At 60.1% G+C, this 17,842-nt stretch carries 15 protein-coding genes; 4 read left to right on the top strand and 11 right to left on the bottom strand.

The window, feature by feature from the left end; translation table 11 throughout:
• Nucleotides 1-132: 132 nt before the first annotated feature.
• Genes AMK34_RS01175 through AMK34_RS01155 form a run of 5 tightly spaced genes read right to left on the bottom strand, consistent with a single transcriptional unit; the run spans nucleotide 133 to nucleotide 3,907 of the window.
• Nucleotides 133-2,310 (bottom strand): FtsK/SpoIIIE domain-containing protein, encoded by a 2,178-nt coding sequence (locus AMK34_RS01175; protein ID WP_073842365.1) that lies wholly within the window; start codon nucleotides 2,308-2,310, stop codon nucleotides 133-135.
• Nucleotides 2,300-3,076, bottom strand: a complete 777-nt coding sequence (locus AMK34_RS01170) for a hypothetical protein (protein ID WP_073842364.1) — start codon at nucleotides 3,074-3,076, stop codon at nucleotides 2,300-2,302. The genes AMK34_RS01175 and AMK34_RS01170 overlap by 11 nt, the downstream gene beginning before the upstream one ends.
• Nucleotides 3,073-3,399 carry a hypothetical protein gene (locus AMK34_RS01165; RefSeq protein WP_073842363.1) on the bottom strand — a complete coding sequence of 109 codons (327 nt, stop codon included), beginning with the start codon at nucleotides 3,397-3,399 and terminating at the stop codon, nucleotides 3,073-3,075. The genes AMK34_RS01170 and AMK34_RS01165 overlap by 4 nt, the downstream gene beginning before the upstream one ends.
• Nucleotides 3,396-3,728, bottom strand: a complete 333-nt coding sequence (locus AMK34_RS01160) for a WhiB family transcriptional regulator (protein WP_073842362.1) — start codon at nucleotides 3,726-3,728, stop codon at nucleotides 3,396-3,398. Before AMK34_RS01160 ends, AMK34_RS01165 begins: the two co-directional genes overlap by 4 nt.
• A complete protein-coding gene (locus AMK34_RS01155; protein WP_228688366.1) occupies nucleotides 3,725-3,907 on the bottom strand; it encodes a helix-turn-helix domain-containing protein in 183 nt (60 codons plus the stop codon). The genes AMK34_RS01160 and AMK34_RS01155 overlap by 4 nt, the downstream gene beginning before the upstream one ends.
• Nucleotides 3,908-4,090: 183 nt before the next feature.
• Here AMK34_RS01155 and AMK34_RS01150 point away from each other — a divergent pair, with 183 nt between their 5' ends.
• Together AMK34_RS01150 and AMK34_RS01145 are read left to right on the top strand one after the other, a co-directional pair.
• Nucleotides 4,091-4,465: a helix-turn-helix domain-containing protein gene (locus tag AMK34_RS01150; protein ID WP_073842360.1), complete on the top strand. Its 375-nt coding sequence runs from the start codon at nucleotides 4,091-4,093 to the stop codon at nucleotides 4,463-4,465.
• A gap of 174 nt (nucleotides 4,466-4,639) precedes the next feature.
• Nucleotides 4,640-5,776, top strand: coding sequence for a tetratricopeptide repeat protein (locus AMK34_RS01145; protein WP_073842359.1), 1,137 nt, complete (start codon nucleotides 4,640-4,642; stop codon nucleotides 5,774-5,776).
• On the opposite strand, the gene AMK34_RS01140 is transcribed toward AMK34_RS01145, so the two are convergent.
• Entirely contained in the window at nucleotides 5,762-6,310 is a 549-nt protein-coding gene (locus tag AMK34_RS01140; RefSeq protein ID WP_073842358.1) for an NUDIX hydrolase, read from the bottom strand. The two genes, AMK34_RS01145 and AMK34_RS01140, sit on opposite strands and share 15 nt — an antisense overlap.
• Nucleotides 6,311-6,356: 46 nt before the next feature.
• Nucleotides 6,357-7,526, bottom strand: a complete 1,170-nt coding sequence (locus AMK34_RS01135) for a hypothetical protein (RefSeq protein WP_073842357.1) — start codon at nucleotides 7,524-7,526, stop codon at nucleotides 6,357-6,359.
• Nucleotides 7,527-8,541: 1,015 nt separating this feature from the next.
• Here AMK34_RS01135 and AMK34_RS01125 point away from each other — a divergent pair.
• Both AMK34_RS01125 and AMK34_RS42450 read left to right on the top strand, forming a co-directional pair.
• On the top strand, nucleotides 8,542-9,522 hold the full coding sequence (locus tag AMK34_RS01125) for a helix-turn-helix domain-containing protein (protein ID WP_073842355.1): 981 nt from the start codon (nucleotides 8,542-8,544) through the stop codon (nucleotides 9,520-9,522).
• A gap of 566 nt (nucleotides 9,523-10,088) precedes the next feature.
• On the top strand, nucleotides 10,089-10,892 hold the full coding sequence (locus AMK34_RS42450) for a hypothetical protein (protein ID WP_143202315.1): 804 nt from the start codon (nucleotides 10,089-10,091) through the stop codon (nucleotides 10,890-10,892).
• A 66-nt stretch (nucleotides 10,893-10,958) separates the two neighbouring features.
• On the opposite strand, the gene AMK34_RS42445 is transcribed toward AMK34_RS42450, so the two are convergent.
• From AMK34_RS42445 to AMK34_RS01110, 4 genes are all read right to left on the bottom strand, one after another.
• Entirely contained in the window at nucleotides 10,959-14,228 is a 3,270-nt protein-coding gene (locus AMK34_RS42445; protein ID WP_143202314.1) for a hypothetical protein, read from the bottom strand.
• Nucleotides 14,225-14,530, bottom strand: a complete 306-nt coding sequence (locus tag AMK34_RS42440) for a hypothetical protein (protein ID WP_143202313.1) — start codon at nucleotides 14,528-14,530, stop codon at nucleotides 14,225-14,227. The genes AMK34_RS42445 and AMK34_RS42440 overlap by 4 nt, the downstream gene beginning before the upstream one ends.
• Nucleotides 14,531-14,723: 193 nt before the next feature.
• Nucleotides 14,724-15,974: a hypothetical protein gene (locus tag AMK34_RS01115; RefSeq protein ID WP_143202312.1), complete on the bottom strand. Its 1,251-nt coding sequence runs from the start codon at nucleotides 15,972-15,974 to the stop codon at nucleotides 14,724-14,726.
• 123 nt (nucleotides 15,975-16,097) lie between these two features.
• Complete coding sequence (locus AMK34_RS01110; RefSeq protein ID WP_083649709.1) at nucleotides 16,098-17,804, bottom strand: recombinase family protein; 1,707 nt, start codon at nucleotides 17,802-17,804, stop codon at nucleotides 16,098-16,100.
• Between the last annotated feature and the right edge of the window lie 38 nt (nucleotides 17,805-17,842).

Here is a 17,842-nt window from a genome sequence, read left to right as displayed (position 1 = left end):
CCGGTCCATCGAGGACCGGCACCTCAGTCAGGTCGATGAGAACCGCCAGCAAGGCGCATGCTGCCGCAGGCGTCAGATCAGGCAATCCCGCAGGTAGGATAACCCGACAAGGCTGGTTTTTCTGGTTCGCGCTCATAGCTGTGCCCCTGCGGCGGCATACCCCTCGCCATGACCGGCTTGCTCCACAGCACGGCGGATATCAGCGGTCAGGTAGCCCCGGACCTGCCGAGTCTCACCGTCTTCGCTGGTCACACGGTCTCGCGTCGGCCGACATCCTGCTTCGGTCATCTGCTGCGAGAACGTCCTGCGTTCGATGCCGAGCGCCTCCACCAACTCGGCCGTGGGGACGAACTGCCGCCCCTCAGGTCCGAGGTCGACCCCCAGATACTCGACGAGCGCAGAGAGCGGTTCTGGTAACTCAGGCATCGATGGGCTGGTTGCAACCCCCGCGCCCAGAACGTGTGCAACGGCAGCGTGATCGAGCGTTGGCATGCTGTCCTGACCGGCCGCATGCCCTGTCAGCGTTCCAGCCGCCTCCCGCAGAGCGCGCCCCTGCCGACAGATGGTCTGCCAGTCCTCGTTCGGCATGTAGTACGTGCGGACCATCAGCGCCAACACATCCGCCCCAGCCGCCGTGTCACCGTCCGGTCTGAGGATGCCTACGCCCTTGTGCGACGACAGAAGGCGAGACGAGTCGAACCCGCGGGTGTTCATCTGCTCGCCGAGCACGATGTTGGAGTCACGCCAGTCCATCACCCGAAGGGCGAACCGTGATCCGAGCACCGCCCGGAGCCCGGATGGGATGGTCTTGGAGTCGGGGCGTTGAGTGGCGAGTACGAGCACGATCCCGGCCGCTGGCCCCTTCTTGGCCAGCCACGTCAACAACTCGCCGATGTACTCGCCTGCCGCAAGCCTCTTTCCTTGTACCTCAACTGGAGTGCGATCTTCGAGCGGCACCTGAACCTCGTCGATGAAGATCGCCGTTATCGGCATGTTCAGCGCCTTGTCCCGTGACATCTCCGGCGTCACCTTCGATTCTGGGCACACCAAGTCGTCCAGATCCCGCATACGCCGGAACCTGCCCTGGACTTCGGCGACCAGTTCGGCCAGCCAATCAATGAGGGCCAAGACGTGTTCAGGCTCATCGCCAGCCATGAAGCGGTGCGCAACTTGTCCGGCGGCGACCCAGTCTTTCCCAGCCTTGAAGTCCGCCACGTAGAGCCGCACCCAAGCGTCCAGGACAAGTCCACTAGCAGCGAGGCGGGCGGCGAACGTCTTACCTTGCCTGGGAATAGCGCCGATCAGAAGCGACGTCCACACGAGCGGCAGATCGATCCGCCGATCTCGCGCGTCACGTCCGAACGGGACAGGTCGCCAAGCATCCCACCGCGTAACGCCGAGCAGTGGCGTCTGAAGAGGCGCGCGAACGTACGGGTCCTCATCGGCGACCCACATCGAGATTCGGCCGGCATGCCCACCGTTTCCGCGCACGCGCTCGACGATGAGCTGAACTTCGTCGACTGCCAGGGCTGAGGCCAACGCATCCCGGTTCTTCACGACATCCGCGGCCTTCCGCGTCGCCGGCAGGTCCACGGTGACCGCCCAACCGTCGCCCACGCGCGTTGCTCGTTCTACCAAGCGAAGTGTCTCGTCCTTTCCGATCAGCTTCGCGTCGCGGAACGCATCCACAAGAACTTGCGGATCCATCGTCCACGTCAGCGTGCGCGGACCGGCAAGCGCGGGCTTCCGTCCCGGACTGCCATCCTTGCGGCGTCCCAGAATCGCCAGCGCCAGTGATGCGGCAGCCCCGCCGATCCACAGTGGATCGTGCCCGTACAGGAGATCCACAACGGCGACCGCCAACGCCGCTATGGCAACGACGGCACCAGTGACCTTCCAGCGGAACAGCGTCAGTTCACGAATCTCCGTGAACTTGTCAGCAAGCTTCTCCGAGTCCTCGGCAGCCGTCCGGTAGTCGCTTACCTTGACCCAGCCTCGCCAGGCTCGCGTTCCGGCTACGGCCCCACGGACCACCGCACCCGCGTACCGAAGTGGCGACTTGACTATCCAGACCACGGCGTCCTTCGCAGCCTGGACGGCTTGCGGCCTACTCTTCATCCACAGTGGCACTCGCGGTGAGTGCTTCCACCAGCGCGCGAGCCGCCGACGGACGGTCCGAACACGCGGTTGGGGTAGCGAGTCGTCGATCAACTCGCCGTCCAGGATCGGCCCGACGTGCTCGACGTCGCCTGAGGCCATTCGGGCCAGAGACACACCGCTGTCAGCCTCTGAACTCGCTTCAGCTGCCATGGCGCACCTCCTCGGCCACCTCGGCCGAAAGCTCGGCAGCGAGCCGGGAGGACAACCCGCGCGAGCAACCGGTGACCTCTCGCACCCAGGCGGGCGTCACTTTGACCTCGGGTTTCCAGGCCAGCCGCGCGTCGGCGAGGTAGTCGGCGAACAGCCGACGAGCGGGGCGTTCACGATCAGCCGTCGCCAGTTCATGAACGTCCGCGGGTTTCGCGGTGTTCACGAGAGCAACCTGCACGGCGTCCGTGAGCTTGTCGCGTAGATCGGTGACGGCTTCGGCCGCGACGAATACGACCATCGGCGGCACGGAATGCAAGACCACCCCAGCCGGTGATCCGGCTGCCCACGAGGACCAGGTGTTCATGACGTACGTGGCCGCCAGCGTGAGCCATTTCGCCGCACGGACCCACCGCCCGGTGCGAACCTGGTACTGGGAGGTGACCTGCTCAGCTCGAAGGATGGCGAGCAGCACCAGGCACACAGTGGGGTCCAGCAGCCAGGCCGTCAGCCAGGGTAACGAGCCGAATTCCGATCCGGCGGCAGCGAACCACTGGACGTTGGCCGCGGTGAAAGCCAGTCCGAGGATGATTCCGGCCCAGCACAGCCGATCGACCTGAGCACGAACTCGCTCGATCCGAAGGGCTACGACGTCCGGATGGGTTCGCCAGCGGCGCACATCGGCAGCCTCTGCGGCTTCCGCGGCGAGTCGCTGAGCACGGCTCACCGATGGTGTACAGGACGCGGCCTCCTGCTTCGTGGCGATCATCGCCTACCTCCTCGACGTGAGGTATCGAGTGACGTGACGGTCAGAGCACGCGTCAGGACGTATGCCGCGATCAGGTCCGGCACTCCGAGTACCACGAGCAAGAGAGTCGGGTTGCCAGGATGGGTGATCACGAGCCACTGCACGCCCACGAACGCAGCGCCCGTGAACAGCACTTTTCCGGTGAGCGAGACGACTCGTGCGCCCGCTCGTGCCGTTTCGGCGGCGCGGCGCGCTTTGCGTGCGCCGACACGCCACACCATGAACAGGGCGAACAGAACACCAAGTCCGGCGAGAACCTGTGTCGTTGAGAGGGTGAGCGTCATCGCGCCTCGCCTCCTCGGCGACGCTGCCAAACCGTGTGGAGGACGCGCCGGTCGGTATCCGCCATCGCGCCCCACACGCCGAGAGCATCCGGTCCGGTAGTGCGCAGATCGAGTTCAAGGCACTCGTCGATCACTGGGCAGCCGGCGCACAGCCGCTTGGCCAGCTCCCTGTCAGGTGGATCGTCCCCGGTCAGTTCCGGTATGTCCGCGCGCTCGAATGCCCAGAAGCACAGGCCGTCCCTTTCGACGACATCCTTCACGACCGAGTCAGGCACAGAGGCGAACTGGTCTAGCTGGGCGGCGATCTCCGTGTAGTCGGGTTGGCTCATCGCGCACCCCCACCGAGGGCTCGCCGCAGCTCTGAAGCCGGGATGACAAGTCGCGAACGGCGCCGCTCGGCCCGCAGTTCACCGATCCGGATGGCGCGATGGATCGAGTTGAGGTCAACGCCGAGAATCCAGGCGGCGTCAGCCGGTGAGTAGAACGCTGGCCCGCCAGCGTCAGGCATTTTCTTCTGCATTGGGTAGTCCTTAAAGTCATAAAGCTGATTTAAGCCCTAAAAGTGCGCTGATTTAGTCGCACAAAGGCGCGAGAATGGTCCGAACGCGCGACGCGGTGTGGATCTCAGCGTCGTTGATTCCGTCAAGCGCTAATGTCGGCGCTGAGGCGGACCACGAAGGAAGAGGAATAAGTGTCGGAAGACTGGGCGGCGGTCGCGAAGACCATCAACGAGCGCGTACACGAGCTCGGATGGAAGCAACGCGAACTGGCTGAGCGCTCGCAGGTCTCCCAGGCAATCGTCCGTGAAATCCAGAACCACACCGTGGAGCGCAAGCGAAGCGACCGGACGCTCGAAGCGCTTGCGGTCGCGCTCGGTTTGCACCCGCAGCATCTGCTCGCTGTCCTGCATGGCCGCATCCCGCCAACCCTCGGCCAGCCTCGCGAAGACATGGAAGACGCCGTGTCGGCACGGCTCGCTGTCATCGAACAGCGGCTGTCGGAGATCACCGAGCACCTCGCCGATCTCACTGAGCTGCTCCGCCGCGATGGGACTTCCCGCGGCTAGCGCGAAACCCTGTTTGCGATCGGCCGACTCGGTCGACCGCCGGTGTTCCTTGTCGTTTCTCATGTCACCAAGAAACGGCATTTTTCCGGGCCGCGGGAGCTGGCAGCGGTTTACATGCCCCGTGTTATTTCCTGTTATCTCCGCAGTTCAAGGCCGGTGCCGGAGGTGCGCGCCATGAACTCGACAAGCCCTTTGAAGGCCGCCCGGAATGCGCTTGACTGGAGCCAGGAGAAACTCGCGCGAGCAATCAACGCGCGTGCAGCAGCACACGGATTGCCCGAACGCTCGGTCCCCAGCCGGAAGACGGATATCTCCCGGTGGGAGAACGGCCATGTAGTGCCCGAACCGCCGATGCGCGCCGTCCTACGCGAGATCTATGGCCGAACCGACGACGATCTCGGGTTCCCGACAGGCGATTTCGCCGGCCCCTCCGGCGATGAACTGGCCGAACGGCTGGTCATCGCCCGCCGCGTGGACGAGCAGACCATCGAACTGTTCCGCGATGAGGTCATCAGCGTTCGCCATGCCGACCGTCGGTTCGGGTCAGCCGCGAGGCTCGAACGACTCCGCGGACAGATCACCGAGATCGAGGGCCTGCTCAGGCACACCATCCTGCGTCGCGACAGGGCTCCGCTGGCCGGTGTGCTCGTCGAGGCATCCACGCTGGCGGGGTGGAACTCACTCGACATCGGCTCGCTTGCTCAGGCATGGACGCACTACGAACGCGCGAAATATGCGGCATTGGAGTCCGGGTCGACCGGATTGCTTGCTCACGCCACAGCTGAGCAGGCATTCGTCCTTATCGACACGGGCAACGTCGATGACGCGCTAGCCCTGTTCGAGGAGGCGCGTTCGATCGGCGAGCGCGCCCCGGAACTGCTGCGTGCCTGGCTCGCGGCCGCGGAGGGCGAAGGCCACGCGATCGCAGGTCACCGGGACGAAGCTCTCCGAGCGTTCGATGAGGCCGACACGCTCCTACCGAACGAAGTCGTCCACCCTGAGCTTCCGTTCGTATTCCTCGGCGGCAGCCATCTCGACCGATGGCGCGGCAACGCATTGGTGCACCTCGGCGCGCCCGAAGCGATCGAGCATCTTGAACGCGTGGTCGATGATGCCCGGTCGACGTCCTTCGTTCGCGCCGGCGCCGCCGTGTATGTGGATCTCGCCCTCGCCTACAGCGCATCAGGCGACCGAGAGGCCGCCCGGACCTATGCGCAGCAGGCCAGGCGGATCATCTCCCAGGTCGGCTCCGTGCGGCTACGACGTCGGCTGGAACGACTGGTGTTGCCAGGCGAGTCATCCCCGGCGTGAGTTGAGGTAGTAGAGCAGGGACACCAGCGTGCCCGATCCGAGCAGCTCCTGACGCTGCGCAAGCTCGTTGACCCGCGACAGTGGCACCCACTCCACCCTGCCGACTTCTTCCGTGTCGGTGGGCTCGCCGATGTGTTCGGCCTCGCGCCACAGGTACACGTCGACCGGCGCCGTGACCTGGCCCGGCAGCGGCTCGAAGCTCACCAGATGTTCCGGCTCACCGACCGGCTGCCAGCCGGACTCTTCGGCCGCCTCCCGCGCGGCCGTCCCAGCGGAGTCGTCGCCGTCGTCGACCATGCCGCCCAGCAGCTCATAGCCCCATTGCTCGGTAGCGAACCGGTAGCGCCACAGCATCAGCGCCTCGTCCTGGTCGTTCACGATCAACGCGATAGCTATCCGCGCGAGGTGCACGACGTGGTAGTCCCAGCGCTCGCCATTCGGCGCCTCGACGTCCGTCAGCCCGACCTTGACCCATCGGTTGTCGTAGACCAGGCGCTCACCGAACGTCTTCCACGACCCATGCTCGTCAGCCACGCCGCGAGCCTACGGGCTGGCAGTTGCCCGCAGTACCACCTCCTGCTCAGTCTTCGCGCCCTGAAGCGATGAGCTGGGCAATTCGACGTTGCTGCCGCACAGACCCGATTTCGACAGCAAGGGCACGAGCACGCGCTGCGTGCGCTCGGCCTTCTTCGTGTTCGCCCATCGCGACGAATGCCGTCGCGAGGTCCACTCGCAACGCTGCCTCCGCGCGCGTGAACGTCGGATCGAGACGGCTAAGCGCTGTCGAAAGCACGCTTACCGCCTCCGGCTCACCGATCCGGGCGAGCGCGTGCCCACGCCACCTAGCGAGATGAACAGGGTCAAGCACCACGTAGGGGCCGTCCGCTGCAGACACGTCGGTCGGCAGAAGGGCTGCGGCACGATCGAAGGCCAGCAGACTCGCTGAACGCTGCCCGTCTGCCGCAAGAGCTTCACCGTGCGCGGCGGCGAGCCACGCTCGAAGGAGGCGACCGGCGAGATGTCGGGCCTGACGCTCGGCAGCGCACAACAGGTCGACCGCTGATCCAGTCTCTCCGACGTCGATCAGCACAAAGGCCTGTTCAGCGAGACAGTGCACTTCAAATGCCTTGTCACCGGACTCGCGAGCAGCCGCCTTGGCATGCTCGTAGAACTGCCAGGAGTCGTAAACGGAACCCATATCGAGCCTCTGCCAGCCGGCAAGCGTGCCAAACTCGGCGAGTAGAGCAGCAAGTCGGCCACGAACGTCCGCAGTGAGGCTGTGGGACCGCAAGCGCGCGATTTGCCGGATTTTGGTAGCCACCTCTTCGTGAGCTGTTGAAGCACCCAACTCCCGATCAAGGCGCCGGACCGAGGACAACTGGCTATGAAGCAGGGTCAACACGTCCGCGTTCACCCGGCGAGCAGCGCTAAGTCGCTGCCGGAGTTCCGCATCCGGGTCTTCGGTGGAACTGCGGACGGCGTCAGGTGTCGACAGCAGTTCGCCGATCCCAAGACCGAGCATCCGTTCGAGCAGGCGCGCTGTAGCCGGGCGCGGGCGTCCGACCGGAGATCCGTCCGGCTTGCGTCCCGAGATCAAGCGCTGCAGGTGCCGCACGCTGAGCGTGCCAGGCTCGCCGAACCTGCGCGCGAACCGCTCGGCATCCTCGACGAACTCGGCGAGCGTCTGATTCCGCTTGCGGAGCTTCATCTCCAGAACTGTCCGCGGCATGTCGCCGCCGCCAGCCGTCATCGTGCCCTCCCGGCGTTTGTGCTGCCCGCGAGATGTCCTCGCTATGTCGTCCGCGCGCCCTATCGCCTAAATAAGCTCATAAGGCAGGCTGATTTCAGATCTTACAGCCCGTTGTGGCTGGTCAGCCTGTTAGGAGCGGAGGACTCATGTGCGACGTGCTGCGGCCGGATTCGGCTGCCGGGACATACGTCACCTGGCACAGGAGCGAGATCGACGGCCTCGATCACGCCGTAACCGACGAAGAGTTCGCGCGCGGCCGAGATGACGACCTTGGACGATACGAGGGACTCTGCGGCCACATCGTGGTGCCCTTCTCGATGCTCGTTCCACCTGGGCGAGCGTGTGGCTGCTGCAAGACGTACCTATCAGCTCGTTCGACGCCATCCACCGTCGAACGGCGTCTCCGCCCACCTCAGCACCGCAAGCCGTCGCGCTTGCGCCGGTTCTTCCGACCTTTTCCTGGGTCCGATGCCCGGAGGCCGTGTGCGCGGCATTTGCCGAGCACAGCTCGAACCCGCAGGCTTTCGACTTCGAGTGCCGCTCTCCGCACTACCGAGCTACCCCGCGGCGAGTCATGACGTCCCCAGCCGACGCCTCGCTCCCCGTCTTCCAGCGTGAGCTCGACCCGCTTCTGCTCCTGCCGGTCCGGCTGTTCGTCCTGTGTCTTCTTGCTGACGTCAGGTGGCAGGAAGAGGGCACTCTTGCGACCCGCCTTCGCGTCAGCTCACGAGTCCTCACCCCTCACACCGGCCGGCTGCTCGCGGCCGGGTACATAGCTCGGCACGAACGGCATCGAAGCTTGCTATGTCTCACCGAACTCGGCTTCGAGCGGCTCGCCGGACACGTGACCGCGTTCCAGCGAGTCGCTAGCCGAGCCGTAGACCTCGTCGCTGCACAACGCGCTGGCCCACTTCACCGGTGTGACACCTGATCGCCCCCTCAAAAGGCGGGTCTCCAAGGCGACCTGCGACGGGTGTGACGGCTTGAAAGCCAGCCGACCCAACCGTCACATGAGGTGTTCTCGCAGGTCATTGCCACTTTCCTGTGTCACAACGCCTTCGACGGCACGTGTCTCGGAAGACGGCCGACCTGTCCCCATGTCCAGCACGGCATTCGCCACAACACCCCTGAGCAGGAACTGGTGAAATCGAAGAAACGGCCCCAGTTGTCTACGGCAAAGCAGAGAGAGTTGGGTGCAGAGCTGCGCCGGATCCGTACGCGAGCCGGATACCTCGCAACCGACATGAGCCGCATGCTCGGCTGGCCCGCTTCCACCATCTCACGTCTAGAGAGCGGTCTACGCACCTACCAAGCCGGCGACATCGCCATCTACCTCGCCCGAGCAAAGGCCACCCCTCGCGAGCTCAACAACCTGGTAGCCCTAGACCGCCGACCTGACGACGGTTACCAGGTCAGGAGCCACCGCGCGGGCTTTCCCGACGATCTTCCGCTCATCGCTCTGCTCGACAACGGAAGCCAGTCCATCACAACATACAACCCGGTCAGCATTCCGCGACAACTCCAAATCGAGCCATATATCCGTGAGGTTCTCGTCGCGAGCGGATACCACGAAGGCCCCATTCTCGACGCATTGGTTCACACTCGGCTCGCCAGACAATCCATATGCTCCCGAATGTCGGGACAGTTCACCTTCTATCTACACGAAGCTGCACTGCTCGAACACTCTGCATCTCGGTCAGTCTTACATGAGCAACTGCTTCATCTGCTTATCATCTCTTCGGTTCCCTATCACCGCATCCACGTTCTTCCAGCGAATGCGGATATAACCGCAAAGCATATAGGGTTCACGGTCTACTTGCACGATCAGCACCGCCCAGTAGTACACCACCAACAATTTACGACGAGCCTTTTCCTTGAGAACGACGACGACACTGCCTACTACAGGAGCCAGCTGCAACGCGTCGCGCAGCAAGCGCTCACATGCCAAGAAACCCAATATTGGCTCGCCGAGCAGGTAAGCAAAATAGTGCCATAGCCGCCAGCGCCTTCGCCATTGTCAATCAGATCATCGATTCACGCCACCACTCCTTTAAGCGCTCGACCTCTGCAATTAGACACCCCCTAGGCTATCCTCCAGTTAAGAGCTACAATGACTTCATGCAACCAGGAAACCCCATCCTTCTAGCCATAGTTCCGAGCATACTCGCAGCCACTGCACTCTTATTATTTTTTCGATTAGTTAGCACAAAGTGGCCCACAAGTTATTACACAGAGGCCGATTTAGTCGGTCAGCAAGTTTCTCGCACGCTTCCGCGGTTTTTGCTATACAGATACCTTCCAGTCTACAGTGCGTGTGTTATTGCATGCGCAAACGTTCCAGCTGAGCGAGCAAACCAGTATGCAGTGGCACTAATGACATGCGGGTTTCATTTCTTATGGTCAAATATTGGCGCAGTAGTCGTAAGCATTGTTCGCCGCCAGCTAGCCCTGTCAAGGCTAGCATTTCATGTTGGGGTCACTATTCTTGGGCTCACAATTGGGCTGACTGCAGCCGCAACGGCGACGCTGTGGCGATCAAAGCTGCCTGGATTTGACAAGTACATGGAAGTTCTCAGTACAGGAATTGTCGCCGCATTGGCATCCACTTACCTCCTTCGCTGGACACAGCAAAGCGGCCTAAACATTGAATCCATCAAGGCAGACTTTAAGAAGATCCCAAGGGCGGCAATCGACGCCACGGTAAAATATGCAAGTAAGTACAGAGTCGATCGCGATCTGGCAATGACGGTACTTCTTGTAGAATATACTCAACGACCCGCCTGGATCCGAAAAGCAGAACCTCTACTGAACAAAATCGGAGCTTCCTCCACTACGGGCATTTTTCAGGCCAACAAAAGAGTAGAAAAGTCCCTTTCCGCACAGATTGAACCCGCGATCAGTAAGCTTGCAAACACTACTCTGCCCCGTTCACATGGATACAACCCAAAGCAAGCACTACTTCTGGCTAGCTTTGAAAAGCATAATCGAAGTAAGGAATTCCTCGCTCATGCAACAACGATCTTCGATATAGTCTCGCAGAACACAACGCCGACATGTCAAAGAGTGGCAGCAGACGGGTCGCCGGCGATCAGAAGGCTTGGCGAACGACGAGACGGTGTCACCTGGACAATATGGGGAGACGCTGCTTCCGAGATTCACGTGCTGTCGGCAATTTCGCGTGACTGCGAAAACCAGCAAGCTCCCGGAATCGAACGCCAAGTTCAGCATAGCGTGGGGCGTTATCGTCCGATTTGGAAGGTTCAGTTCGACCTTCCGCACGATACTCTCATAGTTCAGGCACAAAATTCTTTAGGCGAATACGCATCAGACCTTACCTTAACTATCAACCCGAGTCCTTTTTCGTAGGTTATTTTGCCTCGAAGAAGAAAATCTCCATTTCATTTCTTCGATTGTTGGCACCTGAAACGCGTTTCAGTCCCCCGGAGTGGCTTCCTCAGAGATAGTCCTAGCAACTTGAACTACGTCTTGAATGTCAAGATTATCAGAAAGAGTTTCGATGTTACTCTCATATATAGACAACGCTTCTCGCGCCACCGACTTCGCCTGAACGCGCGCTTCAACTTCGGCATCATCGATCATAATTGCTGAATATAAAACAAGAAGCCTAATTTGAACCTCACACCATTCAACCTCGCCAGGAAAGCCCTCCAATTCTCGCAATCGATCAACAGCCATCGCGCTCGCCCAGATGGCGCGAGGCATACAGACCGTCCTAATAAGTCCTTCAAGATTGCGACCCGCAACAATAAACTTGTTAAAGTGTTTAGTGTGGTCATCTTGCATCAATCGAGCCATGAGATCGAATGCGCTGTACGATGCCTCAATTGCGCCCATGGGTCGCCCCGTAGCCATACATCTCCAACTTAGGTTCCCTAGGCAAACGGCCACATCTTCTGCATAGTAGGCATAATCTCGTTCTGCCAATGCGGAGTATAGGTATAATGCCAAATTGGTGAAATTATAAGAGCCCTCTTGGTCATTCATCATTGAGAGGGCGAGGCTGTAGTCCGATGCAGCCGAGGCCAGCATCGCCGATTTCGTTATGGTTACTTCCATATTTAACCCTAAAAAGCTTTCGACAGCGCGCCGTAAGTACCATACTGCCGACGCGAGGTTCGACTGCTTCAGCAGCAGTCCGCCAATCAGGGCGAGCAGCCCTCCCTCGAATTCTTCCTCGAACTGCGCCACATCATTTGATGACTGATCAAAGTATTTCTGAGCTTCGAACGCAACCTCTAGCGCGGCGACATAGTCCCCGCTCTTTCGAAGAGCCCCCGCGTGGACCACTAGCAGTCTGGTCAATTCTGATCGGTAGGCCTCAGGTTCACGCCAATACAGTTTTCTTCCTATACTAACTGCCTCGGTTGCCGTCGTCACAAATTTGTCAAAATTTCCTGCTTCTGAATTTCTCAACGCAAGATTCATCAAAGCGCGCACATGCCATCTAATTCCCGCCCAGTAATTCTGTTCAACAATCTGACGCAAGATCTCCTCGGCCTTGACAGTTACCCTTAAAGCTTCCTGCCTTTGACCTGTCTCACTTAAACGGCAGCCGAAATTTATTAAAGAAATCGCATACCCAAGATTGTACTCAGCAGGATTGCGCCGAACTAGCCATCCATACGTCGTAACGGATCTCTCTGTCGCGTATCGCGCTTCGTCAATTTGACCCAGTTTGGCGAGACGATTCCCTAAGCTTACCTGCGCATGGGCTAGCTGCTCCATAATGTGAATAGTGGGCCTTCTAGTTGCCTGCAAGCTCAGCGAGATTACAGCATCGGTGACCACAGCGAGCGCATCATTATACCTTCGCGCATCGGTCAAGCGGTTTCCTAGGTTGATTTGATGCGTAGCTAAGACGTTCCTGCAGTTCTCATCTCCCTGAGCTATATGTCGCCAAAGCTCGACCGATGTCCAAGTCAAGGAAAGTGCCATTTTGTGCCGCCCCGTCTCAGATAAGGCGGATCCAAGGCTTCCCAAGATCGAAGCATAGGATTTTAGTGAGACCTCTGGGTCTATATTGCTCAACTGTTTACTCTTACGCATTGCCTTGAATAGCATCAGCACGGCATCTCTATCGCGCCCAGCGGCGGAAAAAAATGAGGCAGCGTCTACGGATAGTAGAATAAACTCTTTTGCATGCCCTGCTTCCTGCTCTAGTGATAAGGCGATTCTACGTGCCAGAAGAGCAGCCGCTTCACTAAACTGGACACCTGGCTTTTCTTTCACATCCTCATAGAGACTGCGAATAGTTTTGATTCCCAATTCAGGCATTGCTGCCAGCTTCGCTAGCACAGCAGGCCCGGAATACAGGGCCAGCCCAGGGGAACTCTCCAGCAAGGGAGCGAGGTGAAAAAGAGCGACTGAACGTTGCCTGCAGCTGGTCTCCACAAGGATTGTAATCGTCATCGCCAGTTCTTCGAGTTTACTGGCTTTGATACTCGCATCAATGATTTTCTTTATCGCAACGCTCATCCAAGGATCAACTGCTTCAACGCCTCCATCACCTCCCTCAAGTTGCCATGCAATGAAGTCCTCGCCCAGGCGATTGGGAAGTATTGGAGAAAGTACGACATCCGTGCTCCCGGCAGGCGAAGGATAATAGCTTCGATGATCGAAGATGATCTGATCTGCAGATTCTCCCGCAGTCGCTACCCCAAGAGAATCGATCAGATTTTTGGTATACTCATATTCAACACAAGGGACGAGGGTTGCCAGAAAGCACGCGCGTGCCATCGTTTTTACGCCGATCGCACATTTATTCTCAGAATGCCTTCGCCTCCAATTGATAATTTCTCTCTCAAGCAGATGAATACTTACGTCAGTAGATTTCAACGGGGCTTTTCTGTTCTCAATTTGAGCCTGCACCTGAACCAGGGCTTGCATCTCAACCGCAAGCACACTTGATGCACCACACTCGATAACGCTCGGGTCACCTGGTGCGATACGCGGATCTATTCCGAGATGATCCGCAAAGGATTCATATGCCAAGTTAAAGAGCTCAATGCGCGCACCCCTGCTTGACGCAACCTCGACAAGCTGGTCTACGCAGACCGGAATACCGTAGTCCGACAGTGAGTATTGTAGTGAACTCCACCAGTCACCTGAACGAGCAGTAAGCAGAAGACGTAAAGGAAGGCCGTTCATTTCGACTGTTAGCTCAGCGATTAGTTCAACGATCGAGTCGAGATCAAGCCGATCCGAGTAGTCAATTAAAATAAGCCTCCCAATTGCCCCCTTCTCGCCAGTTGACCTTTCTTTGCTTTTCAACGGATTCGCAGATCCAAAACCAATCTTTGCATTACTTATGATCCAACCCAGGTCGACGCTTCGTCTCCCGAACTCCGACGCAAGTCTCGTCTTTCCTTGCCCTCCCGCCCCTAAGATCACCTGAACTGACGCCTTACGATCAGAGTCTCTCCATCGAGATAGCTTGCTTAGTTCGTCAACTCGGCCGATGAACGGCACGACAGCGTGTCGAGCCAACAGCAGTTGGCTGATGGAACCTGACGAGTACCTATACTCGTGCCGCGGAGTGGCACTGTGCAGCACAATTGCGCGACGTTGCGACTGGTAGAAATTAATAGTCTGAGCAACGTAGGCATCGCGACTTGAAAGTATTGGCAGCTCCTCGTCAAACGATCTAGCAACCTTTCGAAAGATTCTGAACTTTTTCTTCAATTATCATCCTTTTCGCTTGATTTGTTAATGTGCATCTCGTGTGCAAGGTAAGAGTCCCGCCCTGCGCTAATATTGTAGGTAGTTCCTGCATGCCCTTCGCCTGCACTTGGAGTTTTTCGTGCAGCCCGCAGTGATTTAAGCCCAACAATAATGCCGATAATTCCAATTATGCTTGAGATAACTACGCCAATGATGCTCGACCACTTGTCTGCCCGGTCGAGCCCTTGCTCGCAGAGGAACCACGCCCAGCTCGCCAGTATCGCGACCGTAGCGCCGATGAAAAATACCGATCGCCAGCTCATGGTCGACAGTATGACACGCGAAGCGCTGTCAAGTGCCTACGAAAAGTTCAGCGAACTCGTTGCTTAGTTTCGGAAGTCATATGTACAGCATCGGCAATCTTAAAGTTCTAAATTTTCGGATGGCCTATAAGGAATTACTAGAAATCCTTCTCATGCAATCCAGCTCTCGCGGAGCTTACCAAAAGGCTGCAGATCAAATCTGAACAAACACGTTTGTTCGATGCCAGTCAAAGTAAGGCTCCGATTTTGCGCTGTGAACTAGGCAGGGTCGTCCTTGCAAATGCAAGAGCCGGGTTCGAAGGTGGCTTTCAGCCAAGTCATCTGTTGGTCGTGTTCGCACAAAGCCGTGTCGATCGACAGTTACCCAGCCGGATTCGTACAGCGTGTCACAGCCGAACGAGCAGGCCAACATTGCAACGTGGGTCAAGTCGCGGCGTTCTTGATCTGTGCAGACCGCACGCTTCTTGATATGCGCGGCGATCAGGAAGTTGATCGGGTATTGGTCGCCGCAGAGCGCGCACTCGGCGGATGTTGCGCCTCCGGCCAGGAGCTTACGTAACTTCCTCTGCTCGGTACGGACTTTGACACTGCTGACCGCGTCGAGTTCGCCGAAGTGGAGATCGCTTGCCACCTCGTCACCGGTCGGTTCACGAAGGACCACTCTCGCGGGCGGGCCATCGAACCGTGCTCCGGGAAGCGTCGCCAGCGCCGCGCCCACAAACGAACTTCGGTGGCCCAACTCGTCGACCGTCACCTGCACGGATCCGCGCTCGGCGAGCTTGTCCAAACCCTTCTGCACCTCACCGATCTCGACCGGGCTGCCGTCAGGAGAGCGTTCGGTCTGCACGCGCGCAACGTTCCCCTGCACGTCGACTACGGTATTCGGACGGCCGGTTGCCGTCAGAATCTCCACCCCTGTCAGCGCGGCGAGCAATTCTTTCGCCGTCGGCAGCTCCCTCGACGCGGCCAACCGCTCAATCGGCTCGCTGCGCAGGCCGGCGAGGTCCGCGGCAAGCTGAGCTGCATCCTCAAGCCGATACCCCGGCACATCGAGCCGAAGCCGGATACGCTTGCGGTTGTTGCCCTCCTTCCGCGCACCCGGCCGCAACCCGACACGGCCCTGGGCGCTGGTGATCTCAAGCCTCAACTGCTCGACATCGGCCACCCCGGAGAGGTTCAACGGCCCCTTGACCAGGGTTCGCTCGTCCTCGGACAACCCCGAAACCCGCGCAGAAGCGACCAGCGCAGACAGCAACACTGCTTGCCGGTCACGTAGACGCTCCAGCAGCAACCTCAGCGCGGGAACGTACTGGTCATTGCGCGGACGATCCGCCCCAGCCGTCCTTCCGCCGGCGCTCTCCAGCACAAGGCTCAAGTAGCCCTCATCCACCTCAATACCGAAGTCAGCGTTCAGTTCCGCACCATGAGCATCACGAAGTCGCACCAAGCCAGCGTTGCACGAACCACCGACACTTTCCGACCATGCAGTTGGTGTACTGCCGACCTGCCTGGTGAAGCCGTCTAACGACGTCCAGGAGAACGAGCGGGGCCTAGCGCGTCCCAAGCCTCATTTGGGCAGGTGGAAGCGTGTGGATAGTGAACAACACGCCCCTCGGACACACACGTTATCCACACGTGGAGAGGCGGTCACTACGACCGCCTCTTTTTTGTTGTCGTAGAGCACTTGCAGCCCGAGATCCCGGTAGACCTGCGTGATGCGGTCCGGGTTCCGCGAGTTCAGCGCTCGCTCGACATCACCCAGCGAGTCCAGCATGGCGTACACCTCCGCCGCGTCGATCGTGGCGGACTCGGGCAGGTTCTCCAGTTCCTCTCGTGCCGCCTGGCGCTCCGCCTGAGCAAGGTTCATAGCGTCCACGAGCGCCGCCGGATCCACGCCAGCCTCGATCGCCGCCTGATGACGCAGCAACCGCGCCTCTGCGGCCTTCAACCGCTTCTCAACGGTCTCGCGTCCCGTTCCCGGCCCACCCGGCTGAGCTCCGACTATCGCGGCCACGGTCTCGTCGCGGTTGTCCGGGTCGAACACTCGGCACAGCCAGGCATTGAGCGGTGGGATCACGACGTCCTCGCGAAGGTTCACCGTCTTCGGGTGATCGGCCAGGACCGACGACCCCGGCGCCATCGTCCGCGCGATGCACCGGTAGTAGATGCCCTTCCGAATCACCGCACCCTGCATCCTCCGAGCACAGATGTCGCAGCGCACCAGCCCTTTCAGCAAGTACGTGTGCTTGACAGCGGGCCGCTCACGCTCCAGCTTCGCGATGCCACGCAGTCCACCGGCAGCCCGTGACCGGCGCATGAGCTGGGCCTGCGTGAAGTCCTCAACCGAAACGATCTTCGGATGCGCCGGCTGCCGTGAGCGCACGATGCGGTCAGGTGCCGCGCGCCGGAACCGGACCACATGGCCAGCGCCTACGTCGTCAGGGTTCAAGAGCGTCTCGTGCTTCGCCCATCGACCGAAGATGGCGTACCCGGTGTAGCGCGGATTCTCCAGAATCGATCGCGTCGTGCTGCCCTGCCATCCGTCGGCGAGCCGATGCCGGTTCTGCTCCGGCCGCCGAGCGGAAGGGCACGGAATCCCATCGAGGTTGAGCCCGTTCGCGATCGCTCGGTCGCCCTTCCCGTCGAGGTACTCGGCGAAGATCCGCCGCACGACCTCGGCAGCAGGCTCGTCGATCGCGAGCACTCGCAGCCGGAAACCCTCCGCAGCCTTCCTGGGGTTCGGATGAGGTCCGCCGTCTACGACCACGTAGCCGTACGGCGCGCGGCCGCCCTGGTGCCTTCCCTCGTTGAGGACCTGCGCGTCCATCGCTGCCCTCACCCGAGCCTGAACGTGCTGCCGCTCCGACTCGCTCATGCCTCCGAGCACGCTCATCAGCATCTTGTGTGACGGGTTCCGCGGATCAAACCGCCCGCCGAGCTCCGGCACCCACAGCTCCACCCCATAGGCGGCGAACCGCGGGGCGATCAGCGAGAACTGGTTGCCGAACCAACACCGGGTGCCCTCGCCGACGACCAGAGCGTTCCACGTCCGACGCGGATTCTTCAGCTCGGCGAGCAACCGGGATGCCTCGGTCCTGCGCTCCCACGGCACTGAGCGCGACTGCCCGATGTCGAAGTACTCCGCCACGATCCGGCCGCCGAGCGGCTCGACAAACTTGCGCGCGTTTCCGAACTGCCAGCCTCGCGAGGTCTCCGGATCCGGCCGCCCCGTTGCCCGGTCTCCACAGGAAGCAAAGGCGCAATCACCGCTCACGCCGTATCCGTCAACTCAACACACGACTAGGAACAAGA

Source organism: Amycolatopsis sp. CB00013 (genome assembly GCF_001905755.1).
GTDB lineage: Bacteria > Actinomycetota > Actinomycetes > Mycobacteriales > Pseudonocardiaceae > Amycolatopsis > Amycolatopsis japonica.
Note: the sequence above shows the minus strand (reverse complement) of the source record. Positions and strands in the feature narration are given on the sequence as shown.